General features: G+C 41.0%; 21 protein-coding genes and 1 pseudogene. 13 read left to right on the forward strand and 9 right to left on the reverse strand.

The window, feature by feature from the left end; translation table 11 throughout:
- Positions 1-453 precede the first annotated feature (453 nt).
- Positions 454-1,575, reverse strand: a pseudogene (locus V7K60_RS17330) (alkene reductase).
- Between the two features lie 84 nt (positions 1,576-1,659).
- Positions 1,660-2,400 (reverse strand): SDR family oxidoreductase, encoded by a 741-nt coding sequence (locus V7K60_RS17335; RefSeq protein ID WP_334927087.1) that lies wholly within the window; start codon positions 2,398-2,400, stop codon positions 1,660-1,662.
- A gap of 100 nt (positions 2,401-2,500) precedes the next feature.
- Here V7K60_RS17335 and V7K60_RS17340 point away from each other — a divergent pair, with 100 nt between their 5' ends.
- Positions 2,501-2,629 carry a hypothetical protein gene (locus V7K60_RS17340; RefSeq protein WP_334927088.1) on the forward strand — a complete coding sequence of 43 codons (129 nt, stop codon included), beginning with the start codon at positions 2,501-2,503 and terminating at the stop codon, positions 2,627-2,629.
- Between the two features lie 59 nt (positions 2,630-2,688).
- Here V7K60_RS17340 and V7K60_RS17345 read toward each other — a convergent pair whose 3' ends face one another.
- Positions 2,689-3,996 (reverse strand): efflux RND transporter periplasmic adaptor subunit, encoded by a 1,308-nt coding sequence (locus V7K60_RS17345; RefSeq protein ID WP_334927089.1) that lies wholly within the window; start codon positions 3,994-3,996, stop codon positions 2,689-2,691.
- 578 nt (positions 3,997-4,574) lie between these two features.
- On the opposite strand from V7K60_RS17345, the gene psaK reads away from it, so the two are divergent.
- From psaK to V7K60_RS17370, 5 genes are all read left to right on the forward strand, one after another.
- Complete coding sequence (gene psaK / locus V7K60_RS17350) at positions 4,575-4,835, forward strand: photosystem I reaction center subunit PsaK (RefSeq protein ID WP_334927090.1); 261 nt, start codon at positions 4,575-4,577, stop codon at positions 4,833-4,835.
- A 400-nt stretch (positions 4,836-5,235) separates the two neighbouring features.
- Positions 5,236-5,487, forward strand: a complete 252-nt coding sequence (locus V7K60_RS17355) for a hypothetical protein (protein WP_334927091.1) — start codon at positions 5,236-5,238, stop codon at positions 5,485-5,487.
- Positions 5,488-5,675: 188 nt separating this feature from the next.
- Positions 5,676-6,395, forward strand: a complete 720-nt coding sequence (locus tag V7K60_RS17360) for a hypothetical protein (RefSeq protein WP_334927092.1) — start codon at positions 5,676-5,678, stop codon at positions 6,393-6,395.
- A 237-nt stretch (positions 6,396-6,632) separates the two neighbouring features.
- Positions 6,633-7,400: a DUF1350 family protein gene (locus tag V7K60_RS17365; RefSeq protein ID WP_334927093.1), complete on the forward strand. Its 768-nt coding sequence runs from the start codon at positions 6,633-6,635 to the stop codon at positions 7,398-7,400.
- A gap of 370 nt (positions 7,401-7,770) precedes the next feature.
- A complete protein-coding gene (locus V7K60_RS17370; RefSeq protein WP_334927094.1) occupies positions 7,771-8,907 on the forward strand; it encodes a PP2C family protein-serine/threonine phosphatase in 1,137 nt (378 codons plus the stop codon).
- On the opposite strand, the gene V7K60_RS17375 is transcribed toward V7K60_RS17370, so the two are convergent.
- The 4 genes from V7K60_RS17375 to V7K60_RS17390 form a co-directional block, all read right to left on the reverse strand.
- Complete coding sequence (locus tag V7K60_RS17375; RefSeq protein ID WP_334927148.1) at positions 8,908-9,234, reverse strand: STAS domain-containing protein; 327 nt, start codon at positions 9,232-9,234, stop codon at positions 8,908-8,910.
- An 878-nt stretch (positions 9,235-10,112) separates the two neighbouring features.
- Entirely contained in the window at positions 10,113-10,757 is a 645-nt protein-coding gene (gene grpE / locus V7K60_RS17380) for a nucleotide exchange factor GrpE (RefSeq protein ID WP_334927095.1), read from the reverse strand.
- A gap of 102 nt (positions 10,758-10,859) precedes the next feature.
- Positions 10,860-11,351 carry a Dps family protein gene (locus tag V7K60_RS17385; RefSeq protein WP_334927096.1) on the reverse strand — a complete coding sequence of 164 codons (492 nt, stop codon included), beginning with the start codon at positions 11,349-11,351 and terminating at the stop codon, positions 10,860-10,862.
- Positions 11,352-11,470: 119 nt separating this feature from the next.
- Complete coding sequence (locus V7K60_RS17390) at positions 11,471-11,734, reverse strand: ParB N-terminal domain-containing protein (RefSeq protein ID WP_104907642.1); 264 nt, start codon at positions 11,732-11,734, stop codon at positions 11,471-11,473.
- Between the two features lie 115 nt (positions 11,735-11,849).
- On the opposite strand from V7K60_RS17390, the gene V7K60_RS17395 reads away from it, so the two are divergent.
- Complete coding sequence (locus tag V7K60_RS17395; RefSeq protein ID WP_334927097.1) at positions 11,850-13,547, forward strand: SpoIID/LytB domain-containing protein; 1,698 nt, start codon at positions 11,850-11,852, stop codon at positions 13,545-13,547.
- Between the two features lie 269 nt (positions 13,548-13,816).
- Here V7K60_RS17395 and V7K60_RS17400 read toward each other — a convergent pair whose 3' ends face one another.
- Positions 13,817-14,116 (reverse strand): ferredoxin, encoded by a 300-nt coding sequence (locus tag V7K60_RS17400; RefSeq protein WP_292744684.1) that lies wholly within the window; start codon positions 14,114-14,116, stop codon positions 13,817-13,819.
- 654 nt (positions 14,117-14,770) lie between these two features.
- Here V7K60_RS17400 and V7K60_RS17405 point away from each other — a divergent pair.
- From V7K60_RS17405 to V7K60_RS17425, 5 genes are all read left to right on the forward strand, one after another.
- Positions 14,771-15,787 (forward strand): Gfo/Idh/MocA family protein, encoded by a 1,017-nt coding sequence (locus tag V7K60_RS17405; protein ID WP_334927149.1) that lies wholly within the window; start codon positions 14,771-14,773, stop codon positions 15,785-15,787.
- On the forward strand, positions 15,787-16,581 hold the full coding sequence (gene map / locus V7K60_RS17410; RefSeq protein ID WP_334927098.1) for a type I methionyl aminopeptidase: 795 nt from the start codon (positions 15,787-15,789) through the stop codon (positions 16,579-16,581). Before V7K60_RS17405 ends, map begins: the two co-directional genes overlap by 1 nt.
- Positions 16,582-16,721: 140 nt before the next feature.
- Complete coding sequence (locus V7K60_RS17415; protein ID WP_334927099.1) at positions 16,722-17,336, forward strand: Uma2 family endonuclease; 615 nt, start codon at positions 16,722-16,724, stop codon at positions 17,334-17,336.
- Positions 17,337-17,890: 554 nt separating this feature from the next.
- Positions 17,891-18,580: a calcium-binding protein gene (locus V7K60_RS17420; protein WP_334927100.1), complete on the forward strand. Its 690-nt coding sequence runs from the start codon at positions 17,891-17,893 to the stop codon at positions 18,578-18,580.
- 434 nt (positions 18,581-19,014) lie between these two features.
- Positions 19,015-19,629, forward strand: coding sequence for a Uma2 family endonuclease (locus tag V7K60_RS17425; protein ID WP_334927101.1), 615 nt, complete (start codon positions 19,015-19,017; stop codon positions 19,627-19,629).
- 20 nt (positions 19,630-19,649) lie between these two features.
- On the opposite strand, the gene V7K60_RS17430 is transcribed toward V7K60_RS17425, so the two are convergent.
- Positions 19,650-21,002, reverse strand: a complete 1,353-nt coding sequence (locus V7K60_RS17430; protein WP_334927102.1) for a pentapeptide repeat-containing protein — start codon at positions 21,000-21,002, stop codon at positions 19,650-19,652.
- A 93-nt stretch (positions 21,003-21,095) separates the two neighbouring features.
- Between V7K60_RS17430 and V7K60_RS17435 the strand changes: the two genes are divergently transcribed.
- Entirely contained in the window at positions 21,096-22,544 is a 1,449-nt protein-coding gene (locus V7K60_RS17435; protein WP_334927103.1) for an FAD-binding oxidoreductase, read from the forward strand.
- Positions 22,545-22,637: the final 93 nt, after the last annotated feature.

Genomic DNA, 22,637 nt, shown 5'->3' on the forward strand with positions numbered 1-22,637 from the left:
ATTAAACATTCTGTAAATATTTTGAGATTTTTAAGAATAAGGCATTTGGGTAGCATCTATGCAGAAAGTTATGTTAATAACCTGTTAACTGACTGTATAAGTTGTATATAAAGCATAAATGCGAAATATCTCTTGAGATACTTCGCATTTATGTGCTAAAAAGACAGCAGTTTGCAAGTTAATGAGCTGCAATTTTTAAACTCAAGAACCAGATATAAAGCAAATTTTATTTCTGAGTCTTGTAACTTCTGTTCGTCGTACTTTCTGCATAGAGAAAGGGAATTATAACTAATTAGCCGGACATGATATTAATACAAACTTTTTCAGCCCCATTTAGCAATCCGTTTTCATCGTCAGATAGCACGGGCGTGTTCTCCTATTTGGACAAATATAAAACCGATAAGTTTTGCAACTGACAAATATATTTTTGATTTAGAGATGACTGTGATTCCTTTAAGTGGTCTGAAGTTCTAAAAATGGGTAGTCGGTGTATCCTGTAGCGTCAGAGGCATAAAATGTTTTTGGATCTGGGGTGTTCAAATGTGCGTTAAGTTCTAAGCGTTTTGGTAAGTCAGGATTAGCAAGATATAACTTGCCAAAAGAAACTAAATCTGCATTGCCACTAGTAAGAATACTATCTCCTGTTGGGCGATCGTAGCTACCATTGGTAATCAAAGTACCTTGGAATACTTGGCGGAAGTAGGGTGTAACGGGGTTCATGACTTCGCAGGTTGCTAAATCGACTTCGTTCGGTTCCATCAGGTGAAGATAGGCAAGTTCAAAGGGGTTAAGAGCATTGATTGCATAACTAAAAGTCTCTTGAGGGTTGGAGTCATACATTCCATAAAAAGCGTTACTTGGCGAAAGTTTGATACCAACACGGTTTGCACCCCAAACGCTAGCGACTGCTTCCACAACTTCTAAGAGGAATCGGCTACGCTTTTCTATTGAACCGCTATACTCATCTGTGCGCTGGTTCGAGCCATATTGGAGGAATTGGTCGATTAAATAGCCAAATGCACCGTGAAGTTCAATCCCATCAAAACCAGCTGCCAAAGCATTTTCGGCACTTTTGCGGAATTGCTCAACAATCTCAGAAATTTCTGGGGTTTCTAAAGCGCAGGGAGTTTCCAACGATACTTTATCTATGGGTGTGTGGAGTGAGCCAATCCCAGCGATGTCTGACGACAAGCCGCTTTGCATCTACGCACTAGGAGCAACTTGCAACTCTCCACCAAGTAAAGCCGAGTGAGAAACTCTCCCAGAATGCCAAAGTTGCAAAAAAATTCTGCCCCCTTGTTCATGTACTGCATTAGTTATCAACCGCCATCCTGCCACTTATTCTTCTGAGTAAATTCCTGGACAGTTAATGTATCCTAAACTCCGAGGTGAAACCATTGTACATTCGGTAACGATCAGCCCTGCACTAGCGCGTTGGGTGTAGTAAGTTGCCATCAGCGAGTTGGGGATGCTTGCAATTGCCTGCAAACGTGTCATCGGTGCCATTACGATCCGATTTGGTGGGGTGTAAGAACCAAGTTGAACTGGTGTGAAAAGATTGATATTGGAATTCATGGCTTAAATTTCTATTACGGCGTTGCACATTACTGGCTGAGGTTTTGAAACGGGGAATATCGTTTTCATCAGGAGAGCTTTTCGTCACGCGATTCCACCGTTGACACGAATATTTTGTCCAGTGATCCACCTGGCTTCGTCGCTAGCGAGAAATGCTACTACATCGGCGATTTCTTGCACATCTCCCAGTTTGCCAAACGCAGCCATTTGGGACAACCTGTCTATCTGTTCTTGTGTTTTGCCTTCTCGAAATAATTCTGTATCGGTGGGGCCAGGAGAAATAACATTAACTGCGATCGCTTTTGCACCCAATTCTTTAGCTAGTACCCGTGTGATTTGTTCAACAGCACCCTTAGTTGCGACATAGGCACTATAAGTTGGCAGCATCATTGCCGTAGTTGATGAGGAAAAGTTGATAATCCGCCCGCCTTCTGATATATGTTGTGCAGCTTGTTGACAAGTAAAATAAGTGCCTTTGACATTAATGGCAAAAATCGCGTCGAAATCTTCTTCACTCACCTCAGTAATTGGTTTATAGAAGGCGATTCCGGCATTATTGACCAAAATATCGACTTTACCAAAGCGCTCAAGTGTTTGCTTAAATAACCGTTCGATGTCGGGTATTTTGCTAATATCAGCTTGAATAGCGATCGCCTCTACTCCTAACTTTTCAATTTCTGCAACAACTTCTTGTGCTTTGCCTGCATTACCCGCATAGTTGACGACAATAGATGCGCCGTTACCAGCTAACTTGAGTGCGATCGCTCGTCCAATTCCCCGTGATGCACCTGTAATAATTGCAACTTTCCCTGCTATTGATGCCATAGATTAATCGAGTTTTTTTTGGTTCACCAAAGTGATTATCTGCTCTTACAGTACTGTTCCAAGGTTAAATTTAGCGATCGCAGTTATATATTAAAATGTCATGAATGCTTTCTTTTTAACAGAAAAGAATGGAAGTGAGTTCAAAGTGTATTGTATAGATAGACACCTAGATACTACTTTACAAGTTCTCCAAGAAAGAGCGATCGCTATAGTTAACGCTCTTGAGTGAAGATTGGTAGGAGACAAGATTGAGACATCTCCCCTGCTCCTCCTCTCTACTCCCCTTAATTAAAATTCTGGAACGATCGCAACACCATCCCTAAGATTAAGCAACCCTGAAATAATAACTTTATCTTCTGGCTGTAATCCTTCAATAACTTGGTAATTATTACCTTTGATCTCGCCTAGCTTCACTCGCCTTTGCCGAGCTACTTGTTGGGATACACCTTGGGGAGATGTCTTTTCAACTACATAAACAAAAGTGTCCCCGCCTACACGAGTCATTGCTGTTGTGGGAATTAAAACTCCGGGACGCTGATTCCAGAATACTCTAGTCCTGACCAATTGATCTGCACGTAGCTGACCGTTAGTGTTGTCAAAAAGTGCTTTAATCAGTATCGTTTGTGTTTCATTGCTGGCATTAGGTGCAATAAAAAATATCCTACTTCTACCAAGTTTTTGACCTTGTGTGTTCATCACCTCTACTGGCATACCCTTACGCAATTGAGACCCTTGCTGTAATGGTACAGAGATATTCACTTCTAAAGGTCGATTTTGGGTGATATTAACTAATGGTGTAGAATTATTAACTAAATCACCGACTTTCACAGGGATGTTACCAACTGTGCCACTAAAGGGAGCGGTAATTTTGTCAGACTGGGGCTGTTGTGTTTGAGTATTTACATTAGATTTTTGCAAGGATTGTTCAGCCTGCAAGATGGTGGCTCGTTGTGCTTGAATCCTGGAATCTATTGCATCCAGACTAGTCTTAGCATTGGCGAGCCGATTAGCAAACTGATTGCTAGTCTGTCGAGACACGGCTCCTTGTTCAGCTAGGCTAACAAACTTATCATAGTTCTGTTGGTACAATTGCACATTCGCAACGTAGGATGGTCGTTCTATTTCTAAAGATTTGAGTGTGACGCGGGCATTTGCCAGTTGCACTAAAAATGCTTGAGGTAGATTATTATTCCTAGCGATCGCTACCTGTGGCGTAGGATCTACTTGGAGAATTGCCGCTCCTTCGACGATTGGATCTCCCGATCTGACAAGTATCTGGGTAACTTGACCCTGAATCCTCGGCTGGAGCGTGACTGAGCGCAGGGATTTTAGACTAGCAATAAAATCTGAACTTTCCTCAATTATGCCGCTTTGTACTGTTGATATTTTGACTCTTACCCCTTGAGGTTGAGCATTAGCATTTGAAGGTGCTGAATTTTGGGGAGTGAGTAAACGCCAAATTAGAGTTGCTCCGCCCCCTAACAATAGGAGTGCGGCTAAACTCAACCAAAGCCACCGCCGTTTTCCAGAAGGTGGCTCAAATGACGTTTGTGGAGCTTTTTCTCCAAAATCAGTTTGAGGCTCAGGGGATGTCATGGCTTTTGAGGAACTTAAGGAACAAATTAACTGGAATTCAATCAAAATTTCATCTGTTGATCTGGAAATTACTGATTTAGCATGAGGTTTTGTGGCAAATTATGTGTTACCCCATTCAAATATACAGTTTTGATGATTCTGTCTAAATCTACCGAAAGGTGAATCCGCTCTTTAAATTTCTGACTTCAGCTGTATCCTTCAAAAAGTCGGGGATCATTTTGTTCATAACTCCTGCACAGATTTCTATAGATACATTGACATAATTTTATCGGAATCACTTTTATCTACAGCAGATTTCAAGTTGGTGAGGTACACAAGTTAAGTCTGTTACCCACGTATAAAGCGTATTTTACCTCTGAGTTATGCTGTAAGTATAAATCAATACTAACAGGTTGCTTGTTTCAGACATTGAAATTCAAACTAGCTACCACAATCAGCTCACCGCGTTGAACTCATATTGTATTAAGTAGTAAGAATAACTGTTAAATATTGATGCAAAATAGGCTAATTTCTTGAATTTGCTTCGGAAAGTTTCAGATTATGTTTTCAACCATTAATAAATTTCAGGAGCAAATCAGGTGTTGACCTCAACCTTACTCGCTGCTGCAACCACGCCTCTGCAATGGAGTCCTACAGTTGGACTGATTATGATTATTGCTAATATCGTTGCCATTGCCTTTGGCAAATCTACCATCAAGTATCCCAACGCAGAACCAAAAATACCCTCAGTCAATTTCCTTGGTAATTTTGGTTTACCAGCCCTTTTAGCAACTACTGCCTTTGGTCATATCTTAGGAGTGGGTACTATCTTAGGGCTGCATAACCTGGGAAGAATTTAGGTTCTTACCCAAGTTAGCCTTTATTTGATGATTCTTTTGTCTCCAGCTTTGAGCCAGAGAACTAACAACACTCTCTGGCTCTTTTTTAACTAAATAGATGCTTTAGTCCAATAACTCAACACAAAACTACGTCAATGACAACCTGACATTGCTCAATAAGTGCAAAGATGCTGTTAAAGGCGATGTCTACGGTGGTCACTGACTTGTACTGAGCGCAGCCGAAGTAGCTTTGTCGTACCCCTGCGGGGAAGCAAGCTACGCGCAGCGTCTCGTAGAGAAGTGCTGGCTACGTCTACGCATTCCGAAAAGTGCCTGTAGAAGCCAAGCAAAAAGGCAAATCTATTTGGGTTGCAGATGATAACCAAAATCTTTAAACTGAAATTATTGGTATCTAAACAGCATGATAGATATAACAGACTCATCAAAAATAATTGCCAGCAAAGGCGATGATCCGCTAATTTTTTCACCTTTAAACTTGCAGTCACAAGAAGACATAGAACTTGAGCGAAAACTGCGAGAACTCAAGTTTAAACAAGAACTAAGAAAAGATTGGATTTTATTTATTGTCAGGGATGTAGTAATTTTTCCTGCCGCCATCCTTTTTATTTTTGCTGTCAGTGGTTATTCCCTATTTATTCAGATTCATGGGTGACATACAGCAGAATTCAGAATTCTGCTGTAAATAGTTATTTTAGCAAAAGAGTATCATATTGTACAAAAAATATTGATATTGCCTATAGGTATTAACTTATCTGAAAAAGTTTAGACAAAATGCCAGCATTCTAGAAATTTGATTGCTATATTAGATTAAATAACTATTCTGGCAAAGGTTGAAAAGCTGTGCGGGATGATTTACAGGGCTTGGGAATTAGTCAAAACGATCTGCAAAATCTGACTAATTTACCTGTCAATGGGAAACTTTTAATCATTACAAATCCTCTCAAGAGATTAGCAAACATATATATAGAAAAACTTAAAAGCTCTGAAGGAGCAACTGTAGTTTTTATTGGATTTTCTACATTTGTTTTTGTCTATATTTTATTTGATATCATTATTAAAATGTTTGTTACGTGGATAACAATTCCATCATGGATATTATTAATTTTCTTAGGGCTTTGGGTTGGTGGTCTGACGCAAAGCGTCTTATATTTTATCTGGAAAAGTAGAAGTAAGATTGTAAAAGCAAATATGACAAAATCTCTGCAAATCCTGTTAAATGAGGTTAATAGATATAATACCGTTATTAGAGTTATAGATATCAATGACCAAATAGAAGAAGCTGGAAATCCAGAAGTGATTATAAAGGAAAGAGAGGATGTAATCGAAGCACTTAAACTCACCAAAGCTGATTTAGTTCGCGCTTTGAAGACAGAAAGGATTTTAAGAGAGAATAAGAATTTTATCTTGAGTAATACAGAACTATTTGTCAACAATTTAGCAACTTTAACAGCTATGCAAGTAAATGAACAGGCTACTGAGCATGGAAGGTTACTCAATGAAGCATTACAAATTGCATTAGATGTGCAATACGAGATGAAAAGATTGCAGACTCAACGTTAAGATAATTCGTAATTAAGTTTTGTAATGGGAATTTAGAAAGCACTCGTGAATTCACTCGGTACTTAGTAAGAGTTAAAGAAAGCGTAGATGCTGCTGATAAATTCATAGAGGTTGCTGGGTGGGTTGGCTTCCAATCTACTAGTCAGATATTCTCAATGGCTTTTTTCCATAATCTTTCCCACGGTTGCGATCCCCGGTCTAACATAAAGAATATTCGTAAAGCGATCGCTTATCCACATGGACTGGAAAGAAATTAGAGGGAACTGGGTAATCATTCCCCAAAATCCCATAGGTATCGTTCATTTTTTAGGAGGTGCATTTGTCGCCACTGCACCGCATATCACTTATCGCTGGTTACTCGAACAACTGGCAAGTAAAGGCTATGTTGTAATTGCTACGCCTTTTGTGAATACATTGGATCATACTGCGATCGCAAAATCCGTGCTGTTAAACTTTGACCGCACCCTCGAACGATTGCATGATTCTGGGGCATTACGCAAGCTTTACTTTCCCATCTACGGCGTTGGACATAGTATGGGCTGTAAACTCCACTTGCTGATTGGTAGCCTTTTTAAAGTAGAACGTGCAGGCAATATTTTAATATCCTTCAACAACTACGCTGCTAAAGAAGCTATCCCTTTAATAGAGCAGTTCAATTCTACTTTGAATATCGAATTTACCCCCTCGCCGTTGGAAACTAACAAACTTATCCAAGAACGTTACAATATCCGGCGCAATTTATTAATAAAATTTAGTAATGATACCATCGATCAATCGGCAGCTTTAACCAAAATCTTACAAGAACGTTTTGATGAGATGGTAACAGCACAAACGTTACCAGGAAATCATACAACACCTTTAGGTCAAGATATTAAATGGCAAACAGGAACATCTTTCACCCCCTTTGACGCTTTAGGGCAATGGTTCAAGCAAGAAGCATACCGCGACTTAAACCAGTTAAAAAGCAACATTCTTTTATGGCTAAATCCTTTGGGAGCGCCATAATATTTTATGACTGTTAAACAGTCGTAAATTCGATGAGTAAATAGAAATGAGTTATAGTGCTTCTCATTTGAGTCTAATAAAGACCAAACCCTCAACTCCTTACGCCTGTTGCTACAACATAGGGTACTCTCTGTTTTTAAGACAGAGGAGTCAAAGTCTATTGCATACATACACGCGTAACGGCTACTCTACGAGTTCTTCGTTCGCGCTAGCGTCTCCCCTTCTCCCAAAGGGAGAAGCAGTACGCGCAGGGTACGATAAGCGCTATAGCAACATCTCTGTATTGATACTACTCGCTTATTAGCTCATATCATATTTTTATTTTCTATTTTGACAAAAAACTATTAATAAGTGTTTTCAACAAATTTATATGTTTCAAATACTAATAATTGATGACGACTATTCAATAAAAATACTCCTGAAAAGGATGTTGGAAAAACAGGGTTATGAAGTAGTTACTGCCAGTAGCGGCGAGGAAGGAATAGAAAAGGCACTAGCTTATCGTCCAGCACTAATTATTTGTGATTGGATCATGCCGGGTTTGACTGGACTGGAAGTTTGCCACCGCATTAAGACAGACCCCAAATTTTTTACCACATTCTTTATTTTATTAACATCCTTAGATTCCGTTGCCGATTGCGTCAAAGGTCTAGATGCTGGTGCTGATGATTTTATCTCTAAACCTATTGAGCATAATGAATTACAAGCACGGGTAAGAGCGGGATTACGCCTGCATCAGTTGAGTAGAGATTTGCAGGCTCAAAAGTTGCTTCTCGAATCAGAAATGTCAGAAGCAGCAGAATATGTGCGATCGCTACTACCTCTTTCTATGACTGAACCCTTCAATATAAATTTCCGATTCATTCCCTCACGACAACTTGGTGGTGACTGTTTCGATTACTATTGGCTCGATGATGACTATCTGGCAATTTACTTACTCGATACTGCCGGACATGGACTCAAAGCCACTCTTCCCTCTGTTTCTGTGCTGAATCTGCTGCGTTCTCGTGCGCTGAAAAGTCTCGATTACTATCAACCGAGTGATGTATTGAAAGCTTTAAATGATACTTTTCAGATGAATTATCAAAATGATAAATACTTTACGATTTGGTACGGAGTTTACAACCGAATCAACCGCCAGCTAATTTATGCTAGTGCAGGTCATCCACCAGCAGTTTTAGTAACTGGCACATCTCCAAGAAAGTCTGAAGTTAAACTATTGAAAACCCCTGGTATGCCAGTTGGCATGTTTCCAGAGGCAAAATATGTTGATGGGTTTTGCAATATCGAAAAATTCAGTACCCTTTATATTTTTAGTGATGGCGCTTATGAAATAACTAAATCAGACGGCACATTTTGGAGTTTGGATGCTTTTATTCAGCTACTAGTTAGCTTACAAGATCCTGTTGATAGCCAACTCGATCGCGTACTCAGTTATTTAATAGCTCTGAACTCCAAAGATGCTTTTGATGATGATTTATCTATTTTGCAAATGAAGTTTGATTAATTACGTATTAGACACTAAAACCTGATTAAATGCATCTTGACTAGGAAAGATTTCAAATACTTTATCCATATTAGTCAGTTCAAATAATATCCTAACTTGCTCATTAATTGAGCAGAGAGCAAGCTTAGTATCTGCGGCTCGCAAGGTTTTAAAAGCTAATACTAAAGCTCCCAAACCGGAACTATCCATAAACGTTACATCTTTAAAATCAACTAACACAATTTTCGCACCACTTTCTAGAATCTCAGTGATTTTTTGCCGAAAGTCTTGTGAAGTTGTGGCGTTCAAATTCCCACTGAGCTTAATAACTTTTACTTGTTCTCTCATCATTATGTCACTCTGACTTATGTAAATAATACTCTGATTTCGCTATTATAGAACATTTAAAAATGCTTGTAAAATAAAATTTAAGATTAAATATTGAGTAATCATTGATAATTAATCAGGATAGATAAAGATTAATTATAAAATTTTGAATTTATTTTTTTGTAATTAAAAAAAATCATTAGCTTAATTAAGTATAGTTTTCCTACTAGAAATAGACCAATTATAAATCAACCAGCTAAGTAAGTTGGCATGATAAAAAACTGGTATATTTAGTTTTGTAAAAATGTTATAAAGACCAATTTATAAGCCGTTCGTTGATTTGATGTTTTATCATATATGTTGATTTTTAACGCCGACTTACTTGCATCTTATGGATTTAGATATATACTTACATACAAGCTGAAGTTACTGCTTTTCAGATTATTTACCAAAAATTTTTGCAAAACTGAGATTCTCCAATAAATCTTATGATAATTGCTGTCATTAAGCAATTCCAAATTTAACTAGTCGCAGCGATGCCTACGGGGGGCTACGCCTACGCATAGTTAAACTGAGTCTAGCAATAGCTTTTCCTCCCTGAGTACTTCTGATAGTAACTAGGATCTACATTTATTTATGTCCAATTACTTACATAATTGAAAGAATTTACCTCTGGACTACCGCTCTAGAGCCAAAAATTTAGGTTTCAACAGCGCCAAGCAAGCTAGAACCGACACCTTGGCTTTGAAGGAAGTTTTCTCAAGGCGATCGCTGTGCTATTTTAGTATTCCCAATATTTGTCATTTCTCGACAGACAATACAAAAAGTAAAGAGTTATGAATTTGTAACTCCTAACTCCTGTACAGACGCGATTAATCGCGTCTGTACTCCTCACTCGCTCAAACAGGACTCACTTTGGCTCTGTAAAGCAGTTTCTCAGCTTGAAGGTAGCCAGTGTAGCGTACTTTGACTGTTTCTCCAGGTTGTGCAGTTCCCTCCAGCAATTGATGCAGTTGGGGATCGTAAGGTAATTCTGCTCCCACAGGTGCGATCGCTTCCACTCCCCACGCTTGTAAAAGCTTTTCCAGGGGTTTCTGCACCAACGGTACTATTTTGACTGCTGCTAGCTGGGGATTCTCCTGCGCTTTCTGTGCTGCTGTTGGCCATTGCAATAATAAAGACTCCAGCAGTTGCAAACTCGACTGCTGGAGTTCTTGTAGTAATATCTCTCGCTGCTGTTCTAATTGAAGTTGCGAGCGATCGTACTCTCTTCTTAAATCTGTAATTTCTTGTAACAATTCCTGAGTAGGCGCTGTTTTCTCTTGTAACAACTCTACGGTTGAAAAAGTTGCGATTAATTCATTCAATGGCATCTGTAGCACTGGCGAAAGCCTAAGCAGCACATCTACCCGCATCTGCTCTAACTTTCCTTGGCGTAAGCGCAAAAGTTGACGCTCTGAGACACCAGCAGCGCGACTCAGCCCTTTAAAACTAGAAATATTTACCTGTTGCATTAAATCTTGCAACTTTTGGGTATGGGGCATTGGACATGGGGCATTGGGCATGGGGCATTGGGCATGGGGCATTGGGCATTGGCGATTAAGTTTTTCTTTGTCCCCTATTCCCTATGCCCTACTCCCTATTCTTTATTCTTCCAGTAAACTTCTCAACATCCAAGCTGTCTTTTCGTGTACTTGCATCCGCTGAGTCAATAAATCGGCGGTAGGTTCGTCGTTAACTTCCTCTATCACGGGGAAAATAGACCGTGCAGTTCTAACTACGGCTTCTTGTCCTTCCACAAGTTCCTGAATCATCTCCCCAGCTTTCGGAACTCCGGGAGTTTCTGGAATCGAACTCAGTTTGGCATATTCGCTGTAGGTTCCTGGTGCGGGATAGCCAAGTGCTCTAATTCTCTCGGCTATTAAATCAACTGCTAAGGCTAATTCTGTATACTGGGTCTCAAACATCAAATGCAATGTTTGAAACATCGGCCCCGTTACATTCCAATGGAAGTTATGAGTTTTCAGATACAGTGTATAAGTGTCAGCCAACAGGTGAGATAAACCATCGGCAATTTTAGCCCTACTCGCCTCGTCAATGCCGATATTTACATTTTTTACTGTTACTTTCGATGACATAATTTTCTCCTAATTAGGTTATATGTAATTGGGGATTGGAAATTGGGGATTGGGAATTGGGCATTGGTTATTAATTATTCTCCCTCATCTCCCCATGCCCCATGCCCAATCCCTATTTTCTATGCCAAGTGCATCTTCAAAACGCTACGGGGTGCTTTACGGACTCTTGCTAAAACGGTTTCTTTGCCTAAACGCTGGCAAGCTTCATACCGATGGCAACCAGAAAAGCCATAATATTGTCCATCTACTTCTAGGACATCAATAGGTTCTTGCTGCCCAATCTCCGCAATCGATTCCATTAAGGCTTGTACTTTATTTGGATCGTTTGTACGGGGCAATGGCCGTTTTATCTGATTTAATGGAATTTCTTGGACTTTAACCATAAAGAGTTTATCCAACTAGTTCTGTTTTTTGTCTCTAAATAAATCATAGTCATTATGACTTCGTTTTGCAACTAGTGTTTAGGGCAAAATTGGTAATGGTATCATTGGAGCATTCATGCGACAAAAAAACCGCGCTACAAAACAATTGGAAAATCGGCTCCAACGACGCATTAAGGGGCAGAAGACGCTTAAGTACTCGCTATCGCTTCCCTATCAGGTAGCCATGAAATTTTCGTTTTGGCGTTTTCCCCACACTGTGCTGACAACATTTTGTCTATTGGGACTGACTGCTGCATCAGGGCCTGAGAGCAACATCCAGGATATAGAACTGAAAATTGGGATTGTGCAGCGATTTGGCGCCGAAGCCACAGCCAAGCTGCAACTGGAACCCATAAAAGGCGATCGCTTAAAGCTAAAATTTCAAGCGGGCAATAAGCAGCAAATCTTGTTTACTAAGAATCCTGTAAAGCTGGAAACAGTCATGCAAGCTTTACCCCAGTCAGCAGTTGAAGAAGTAGTAGTTTTGGGCACATACCGCACTTTTGAAAATGCGGAAGACAGTGCTAATAAATGGCGTTCTCAGGGAATGGAAGTAGAAATAGCCCAGCCAGAACGCTGGCAGGTTTGGGCAAAACGAGATGTTTACAGCACTCCTTTACTGCGACGCTTGTTATTACAAAACATCCAAGCCTCTACCCAAGAAAAAGTATATCTTGATACTAAAGTTTTAAAGCAAGTGCCGCGAGTGAGTTGGGTGGTGGATGGTAATCGCTATAGCCCGAATGACTTGGAAATTAGCACTGATAAAAATTTGATTCGGGTAAATAAAAGCGAAAAACAAGAGTTTGCTCGTCTTTATGCCGGTCGAATGAATTTGCAGCCAAATTCTTATGGCACATACACTCTCGTTAACCAAGTACCTTTAGAAACTTATTTGCGTGGGGTTGTTCCTTACGAAATAGGCACAGATGCACCAAAAGCGGCGCTAGAGGCTCAAGCAATTCTCGCCCGGACTTATGCCTTAAGAAATTTACGTAGGTTTGTGGCAGACAATTATCAGTTGTGTGCAGATACTCACTGCCAAGTTTATTATGGGCTGAAGGGGGCAGTTGCCAAAACAGACCAAGCGATCGCCTCAACTAGGGGTAAAGTACTAACTTATAAAAATGAACTTGTAGACGCCCTGTATTCTTCTACCACTGGTGGCGTCACTGCTTCCTTTAGCGATGTCTGGAATGGCGACGATCGTCCCTATCTGCATCCTGTACTAGATGCTCCGACTAATTTTTGGGACTTGTCTAAGCAGAGTTTAGCAGATGAAAAAAACTTCCAAAAATTTATTAACATGCAACAAGGATTTAATGAAAGCAAGTGGGATATGTTTCGTTGGCATAAGGAAACCCCTTTAAAAGATATTATCAAGGACTTGCAGAAATTTTTACAGGTGAAAAACAGTCCCCATGCCAAATTTAAGACAATTCAGGCTATGGCAGTAGTGAAGCGAAGCCAGAGTGGACGTATCCTCGAACTTGCAGTTAAAACCGATCGCAGTACCTTTATTTTGCACAAAGACGAAGTTCGCAGTGCTTTTGCAGCCCCTACAAGTACGCTTTTTTACATAGAACCGCTGAACAAAGGCAAACCGGAACTCTGGGGATACGCTTTTATTGGTGGTGGATTAGGACATGGAGTCGGCTTGAGTCAAACTGGCGCTCAAAATTTAGCGAAACTAGGTTGGTCAAGTCCAAAAATTCTCCAATTTTACTATCCTGGTACTCAGATTCAAATTCTCAAAAAAGAGACTAAGCTTTAAGCTAATTGCCATTGAAGTTGCATCTTGAGCCAGGAATCGGGAGTTAAGAAGAGGCAAAAAATAGACAGGAAACTCTATACTTAAAAAATTAAGCAGGAACACAAGATTTACTGTGTTCTTGCTCAATATAAAATTAGACTTTTTGTCAAAGTCGCTTTCAGAGGTATACACGGCATTGCATTGCAAGGGTGTTAACTCTAAATATCCTGCTTCTATTTTGTCAACATTAGTAACTCTTGCAAGAGGTTTATGTTTGAGTCGCTTAACTGTTAATAAAGGTCTTCTTCTTTGTGAGTTTCGATTGTTACGTCAGAGGTTGGGTAAGCGACACAAGTCAGTACATATCCCTTTTCTATTTGTTCATCATCTAAGAATGACTGATCGCCCTGATCGACAGTACCCTTGGTGATTTTACCTGCACAGGTCGAGCAAGCACCAGCGCGGCAAGAGTAGGGCAGGTCAAGACCAGCTTCTTCGGCAGCGTCTAAAATATAGACATCATCATCAACATCAAGTGTTTGGTTCAGGCCTTCAGCATCGTTGATTAGTGTCACTTTATAAGTTGGCATTGAGTAATCCTCTCTTTTGCAAACGGCAGTATAAGTTATCTTAAGGCAAAGGTCACGGCTGTTCTGTGGAATTAGCCGCTGGTTTAAATTTGCTTCAATTCTGATACTACGAGAAAAATTAAACGATGTAACTGGAAATTGAACCCGATTAGTAATGAAATTTAGTTACTTAATCCCGATAAGTTTTCTTTATATTATTTTCTACCCTAGTCCGGTTGTGATTAGAAAAAGTTATATATCTGTAAAGTAAATATGAGTAAGGTTAATGTTACCTATATTTTGTAGGACTTACGTAGAAGAGGTTCTCCAATTCCTTTAAAAAGCAGTAGGGCTGTTTCATTTTCTAATCTGACTAAACACGCCCGTTATATATAAATGAAAGAAACATTAACAGTACAGTAGAGATATAATTTTTCTTTTGCCAATTTTTTTGTTCATTATATTGACAAATTTCTGACATTATGAGTTAAAAAGGGACTTTATTTTGAAGTCTTCCTTTTTGAGTACACGTAATTCTATCTAGCTTCAAATAAAGTCTGATTTGTCCTTGAGGGGGTAGGACGAATGTTGTAGAGTCTAGACTGGTGAACCCCATGAAGAGAGAATCTCACCACTAGAAGCGTGGAAAGATCAAAAACAGAACTAATGAGGATCATGTATAATTCAGAAGCAGCTTTGGAAAAAGCAAGAGTGCGTGTAGGTTTGGTAGGTACTGGGTATGTAGCAAAGTTTCGGGCTGAGGCATTGCTTCATGATGAGCGATCACACATAGTCGCGGTTATTGGTCATACAAGAGAAAAAACCGAAACCTTTGCCAAAGAGTACCAGATTGAAGTCTTGAGTACTTGGCAAGAGCTAGTAGAGCGTGAAGATATAGACCTAGTAGCAATCTCCACTATTAATCGAGATCATGGTGCGATCGCTCGTGCAGCACTTGCCAATGGCAAACACGTAATTATAGAGTATCCCCTTTCGTTGGATGTAGTCGAAGCAGAGGAACTGATTGCTTTAGCCAAAGCACAAAAGAAACTCTTGCACGTGGAACATCTAGAACTTTTGGGTGGTTTGCATCAAGCCTTGAAGCAAAACTTAGCCAAAGTTGGTGAAGTGTTTTATGTTCGCTACAGCACCATCAATCCCCAAAATCCTGCACCTCGGAAATGGACTTATAACCATGAGTTGTTCGGCTTTCCCTTAATTGGTGCCCTGTCTCGCCTACATCGCCTAATCGATTTATTTGGTACAGTATTTACTGTTAACTGTCACCAGCGATATTGGGAAATAGAACCGGAATACTACCAAACCTGTTTATGCATTAGTCAACTCTGCTTTAACAGTGGACTTTTAGCTCAAGTAGTCTATGGCAAAGGCGAAAGTATTTGGCAATCAGAACGCAAGTTTGAAGTTCACGGTGAAAAAGGTGGTTTAATTTTTGATGGCGACACCGGAATATTCGTCCAGCCAGGGGAAACAATATCTATAGAGGTTGGCCCTCGCCGGGGTTTGTTCGCCAAAGACACGAGTATGGTTTTAGACCATCTTTTTGATGGGACTCCTTTGTATGTTACCCCAGAGGAGAGCTTGTATACCCTCAAGGTTGCTGATGCTGCACAAAAAGCTGCACAGACAGGGTTAACTATGTTTATGAAAGATACTTTAGATAAAAGTTAATGAAAACTGAGAAAACTGAACTAATTGTTATTTTATCCCAACGAGAATTAGACAAAATGCGTCAAGCTGGGCGTTTAGCTGCTACACTTCTCCAGCATCTGGAACCGTTTGTGAAGCCAGGGGTCAGCACTCTTGAACTAAATGATGAAGCTGAACGTTGGACGCAAGTGCATGGAGCAAAAAGCGCACCCCTTGGCTATAAGGGTTATCCTAAGTCGATTTGCACTAGTGTCAATGAGGTAATTTGTCACGGCATTCCCAACGCCAAGCAAATTCTTAAGGAAGGCGACATCATTAATATTGATGTCACGCCGATTGTTGAAGGTTATCACGGCGATACATCCAAGACATTCTTTGTTGGTACTCCTTCTCCAAAAACGAGAAAGCTGGTAGAGGTGACAGAGGAGTGTCTGCGCCTGGGTATTGCTGAAGTTAAACCTGGGGCACGCATTGGCGATATTGGTGCAGCCATTCAAGAGTATGCTGAAGGACAAGGCTTTTCTGTAGTGCGAGATTTCGTTGGACACGGCATCAGTAACATTTTCCATACTGCACCAGATGTTCCCCACTATGGCACACGGGGTAAGGGCAAGCGCCTCAGACCAGGCATGGTTTTTACCATAGAACCAATGATTAACGAAGGTACTTACGAAGTCGAGGTTCTGGGCGATAAATGGACTGCTGTAACGCGCGATCGCAAGCTTTCTGCTCAATGTGAGCATACCTTAGCTGTAACTGAAGATGGGGTTGAAATTCTTACCTTACCTGAAGGTGATAATTACTGGGCTGTATAATAACACCTACAAAAAAATTCCTTTCGTTTGGGATGAACCAAAGCCAGTAGTCTGAGGCGGTAGCCCATAAGTAGAGCTAGCTAGAATAATTAAAAGCAGATATTGCTGCTTTAGTTCTGAACCTGAAAGGACAAATCTTTATGGTTTCAGCCACTATTAATACAGGCAATATTAGCTCTGAGGCATTCGTTGCTGGCTATCTGAATGATGTACGCTACGAGTTAATCGACGAACAACTAATCAACTTAAAATCTACTGGACTTCATGAACAAGTAGCTGGGTTAATTAATCGTAAGCTCAACGTAGCAATTGATCTGCTCAACTTACCTTGGTTTATTCCCATGAAATGCCTGATTAAACCATTAGGTCAAAATTCAGCCTTTAGACCTGATGTTGTGATTCTTAATCAGACGGCTTTGGCGAATGAACCATTATGGAAAACTGAGCCAGTGATTACACTAGGCAAGTCTGTTAAATTGGTCGTGGAGGTTGTCAGCACCAATTGGCAGAATAACTATGCCCGGAAAGTGGAAGACTACGAAGCTTTAGGGATTGGGGAGTATTGGATCGCAGATTATTTAGGGTTGGGAGGCAAACGCTACATTGGCTTATCCAAACAACCAGTGATTACAATTTATCAGTTAGTTGATGGAATTTATCAAGGACAACAATTTAGGGGAACAAAACGCCTCATCTCCCAAACATTTCCAGATATAAATTTGACGGCAGAAAAGATATTTGTTGCAGGTCGCTAGAGTTAGAGATTGGGAACATGTGGTGCTCTCTGAGGAGAAGTATGTGAACTGCTAATAATTCGTTAGTGGGGGTTATGTTGGAAAAGTGCAAAAACGGTATAACATGACTCTTGATACTGTTTTGATGTCAACAATTATCGATATAGCGCTTTTCACTTAAGTGCAATACAGACCTAACCCCCAACCCCTTCCCTACTAGCGTTGGGGAGTAAGATTCAAAGCCTCTCTCCTAAAAGGAGAGAGGAATGGAAGTGAGGTCAAACTGTGTTGCATCCAAGCAAGAACCGCTATAAATCCAGTGCTTCTTAAATCTTCAGAGTTAATAGCAAAGACCTGTTCAAATCGGGTGTACTTCTGTTATCTCTTCCCACTCGTTATTTTTCCACCTTATTTTCTCGGTGTTGCTGAATGAAAGTGTGAAACTCCATGTTTTAAACTGTTTCCTTTGCGCCTTTGGAGGAAACCAAATTCATACTTTTAATCAGCAACGCCGTTTGATGATGGGGAAGTGATGAGGTAATTTTTTACCCTCTAAGTTTAGGAGAAACTCATTAATGGCAGAATTAATCACAGATGCAAATCCTCTTAACGGTACTCCAGGCCCTGACACTCTAATTTACTTTAAGGTAGATGATCCGATAGGAGATAATTTTCTTCCGAGTAGTTATTTGGAGCAAGTTTACATAAACGGATTCGACGGTAACGACCTTATCAGCGATGTTTCTTTTAGCTACGATATCATCAATGGCGGTGCTGGGAACGATACTATCTATGGGTATAGTAACTTCGATGTCATTCAAGGAGATGATGTAGATGGCGTTGCAGGCAACGATTACCTCTATGGGGGAGAGGACACTGATGGTCTCTTTGGCGTTGGTGGCAATGATACTCTCATTGGGGGTACTGGCAAGGATACTCTTGATGGGGGTGCTGGCAACGATGTTTTCGGGTTCGACTCAGTTTCAGATAGTCAACCTGGTTTGTTACGGGATATTATCCAAGACTTTGTTGGAAACGGTAACTTGCCAGGAGATCGAATCGATTTATCTCGCATAGATGCTAACTCCACCAAAGGGGGCGACCAAGCTTTCACTTACATTGGGACTCGCACATTCTCCGCAGCAGGTCAAATCCGTTATTCAGGAGGTATTCTCCAAGGTAATACTGATAGTAATCTATCGGCTAATTTCGAGATTCAGCTTGCAGGATCACCACTACTAGTGGCAAGCGATATTATCGCTTAACGAACTTTGGGGGTTTAAGTCCCCTGTCTCTACAGGCAGCGTTAGAAATACTAACTGTAGGTTGGGTTAAGCGGAGCCTCACCCAACGTTTCCGCGCTTGCTGGGTTTCGTTCTTCAACCCAACCTACAAAAAATTAAATTTCGACCCTTTTTTAGGGTGACGTGTACTAAGTTCCTATATTGAATTTGGACAGTCGTTGATTGAATTCGGACAGTCGTTGATTGAATTTGGACAGTTGTTAATTGAATTCGGGCAGTCGTTGATTGAATTCGGACAGTCGTTGATTGAATTTGGACAGTTGTTGATTGAATTCGGGCAGTCGTTGATTGAATTTAGGCAACCCCCAAGAATTTATATAAAGCCATTTAATATATTTGTAATTCTAATCAATATTTATTGCATGATAAAGTAAAACATATATGGAGGTAGGATTATGACCCAAGCGTTGCCCAAATTACTAACCTTCAATGAATTTATCGAATGGTATCCCAACGATGGAAAACGCTACGAATTGCACAAAGGAGTAATTATTGAAATGCCGCCTCCGATCGGTTCGCATGAAAAAGTTGTAGGATTTATAGCCCGTAAGCTAACTGTCGAGTTTGATTGCCTGAATCTTCCCTACACTATACCCAAAACTGCATTGATCCAAACTCCTTCTGCCGAATCGGCTTATTCGCCTGATGTGTTGCTGCTAAATCTTGATAATCTCGACAATGAACCACTTTTTCAAAAACAGTCAACAGTAAGCCTTGCAGCATCGGTTCCAATAGTCATCGAAGTTGTTTCAACCAACTGGCGAGATGATTACTACAATAAATTTGGAGATTATGAAGAAATGGGAATTTCTAAATATTGGATTGCTGATTATGCTGCATTGGGTGCAAGAAAGTTCATCGGTAATCCCAAACAACCCACTATTTTTGTGTGCGAATTATTTGATGGTGAATATCAAATGACAGCGTTTCAAGGTAACACCGTGATTTCATCACCTACTTTTACCCAATTAAATTTAACTGCACAGCAGATTTTTAATGCGGGTAACTAATTTTTTATCTAGTCTTATAATTATCTTCCCAACTTATTGGAGATGCCTTCACAACCACCAGGAATAGTACCTCTAGTTTTTTCGCCACCCCAAGCGCAACAGTAGTTACGTGTAGACTCAGACATCCGTTGCACATTGCTGAAATCGGCATTTTCCACCACAGCGCCAGTTTGTTCGCCAGTTTGATAATTTGGTGGTTGAGTGCGACTACGGGGTGATGCTTTATCCACTACACCGTAAAATAGGCGAATCCCGTTGATGTCGGCACCACTGAGATTAGCATGATATAAAATTGTACGGGAGAGGTTGGCTTTTACTAAATCACAACCGCTCAGATTAGCGCGGACAAGATTAGCTTCGCTCAGGTCAGTCCAACGTAAATCAGTACCAGAAAGGTCTGCTGCGGCTAACGTTACGCCTAAATCGATGACACGCACACCTTCTAGGCGGTCTTCTGCATATCCGCCACTGCCATCGAGAATGGCTCGACCTAATAGCCGATCGCGTTGTAAGGGTGACAGCAACTTGGAACGTGAGAGAAAGCGGAGAATTTTCGCTTTACCACTGCCATCTACACTACTTAAAATTGCCGCAGTGCGTCCTTCGGCGATCGCTCTCTCTTGAGGCCAATCTTCTAATAATCCTTCTTGATCTAATACTAAGTCTGAAACGCCTTGAAAATAGGAATCAATTGTCTGTTGCTGGGTAATAATGTTTTGCTGAACTGTTAGCAGGTTTTGCTGAATTGTCAAGTCTTTGGAAATGACATATTGTCGCCACGCCACGTAGACGGCGATGACGGCGATCAGAATTTGCCCCAAAGCACCAAACCAATCTGCTAGGGTTCCAGCAATGTCCCAGTTAATCTGGCGTCCCCAAACAAGTAAGCGATCGCCTACACCTGTGAACCTGATCAAGCCGATAATGGCTACTATTAGTCCCAAAAAGGCCACAAACAAGGTGCGTTCTTGGGGTGAAAACCATTCGTTTAAAACTTCTTGCAACCAAGGCAATAATATCGCTAGGGATAATAGCAAAGCCATCAGCGTTCCAATAATGCCAACGATCCAGTTATTGAGGATAACTCCAATGAAGGTGATGGCGATCGCGATTAGAGTAATCAACAATGCCCTCGGCTTAACTGTAAATTGCTTGGTAATGGGTTGTTTGAAGTCAGAACGGGCTTGTTGGAGAGCAGTTGTATATTGCGGAGATTGCAAAGATGCAATCGCTGCTAGTGCTTGTTGTGTCGCTAGTACTTCTGAGCTTAGGTTTTTCTCGGTTGCACTCCCGTCAAAGTCATCTGGTTGCAAATCGTTTTCGGGGGCTGGTTCTGGGGTTGGTAGATTAGAAGAATCAGATTCAATCGTCATGTTTTCTATTTTGCCCCCTCAATCCAGGTTATGCAGCGTTCCTACCGTAGTAAATTCTTAAAAAGTAGGCTGAAGATTATCCTGCTTGTCCTTTTGGCAACTACGACTATTGCCCTGACAGTCATCGCCAGACCAGTTGCTCACCTGACTTTAATAGCCTGGAGCGATCGCGATGACCGTCAACCTCTGCCTCCTGGCACAGTTGATGATGCCAGTCACTTGAACCAGACACAGGTGACAATTAAGCAGGTTAAGAGTCAGCCTGGAGTTGCTGAGGTAATACTACAGTCTGTACTTAGAGATGCCTTGCGTCAAGGTAAGAAGGTAGCGATCGCAGGTTCACGCCACACTATGGGAGGTCATACTCTGTATGCTAAGGGCATTTCCCTGGAGATGCTCCACTTCAACTGGATGCAATTCAACCCGGCAACTAAAATTCTGACGGTGCAATCGGGAGCTAAATGGTCTGAGATTATTCCCTACCTAAATGAACGTGGCTATTCTGTCGCCGTGATGCAGTCCAACAACGATTTTTCTGTCGGCGGCACGATGAGTGCTAATGCTCATGGCTGGCAACATAATAGTCCCCCCTTTGCTAGCACTGTTGAAGGTTTCCGGTTAATGCTGGCAAGTGGCAAGGTTGTGGAGTGTTCCAGACAGCAAAACCCAGAGTTATTTTCTCTAGTTTTAGGCGGTTACGGACTATTCGGGATCATTCTTGACGTGGACTTGAGAGTAGTACCCAATGAGACGTACATAGCTGAACGGTTCGTGATTAAAAGTGAGAACTATATTGATATTTATCGGCAACGGGTAGATGATGCAGCCACTATTGGTATGGCATACGGTAGACTTTCTGTTGCACCGGAAAGCTTTTTACAAGAAGCTATTCTCACAACCTACCACCGAATTCCAGAAACAACTCACACTATTGTCTCTTTAGAAAAACAAGCAGAGTCTGGATTACCTCGGACGGTTTTCCGTGGCAGCATCGGCAGTGACTATGGCAAAAGCTTGCCCTGGCAACTAGAAAAAATTGTTGGGGGAGAAGCCGGAAACCGGGTTTTGAGAAACCAGATTCTTAATCGTTCTTCCGCCTTATTTGAGAATCATCACCAGGCAGAGACTGACATCCTGCATGAATACTTTATTCCCCCTAAATCTCTGGAAGCATTTTTAGCAAAGTGTCGCACTATTATTCTCCAATACGAAGGGGATTTGCTCAATATCACAGTGCGAAATGTTCACGAAGATAACGACAGTTTTCTCAGATATGCCGATCAGGAAGTTTTTGGACTGGTGATGCTGTTTCATCAGCAACGCACCCAAGAGGCGGAAGCAAAGATGCAGGTAATGACCCAGAAACTGATTGAGGCAGCCCTAGCAGTCGATGGTAGGTACTATCTTCCCTATCGTCTTCATGCCACACCTGAACAATTTCGTAGAGCTTATCCACAAGGTGCTAAATTTTTTGCCCTCAAGCGCAAGTATGACCCTAATGGGATTTTCCAGAATTATTTTTACCTGAAATACGGCAGTTAAAGGGGAGTATTGATATATGTTGTGGGGTGGGCGTCTCGCCCGCCCTGATTAATCAGCGTGCAAGATATCCACCCCACAGAATTGGGTAATTTA

The sequence above is a fragment of the Nostoc sp. genome (assembly GCF_036917555.1).
Lineage (GTDB): Bacteria > Cyanobacteriota > Cyanobacteriia > Cyanobacteriales > Nostocaceae > Nostoc.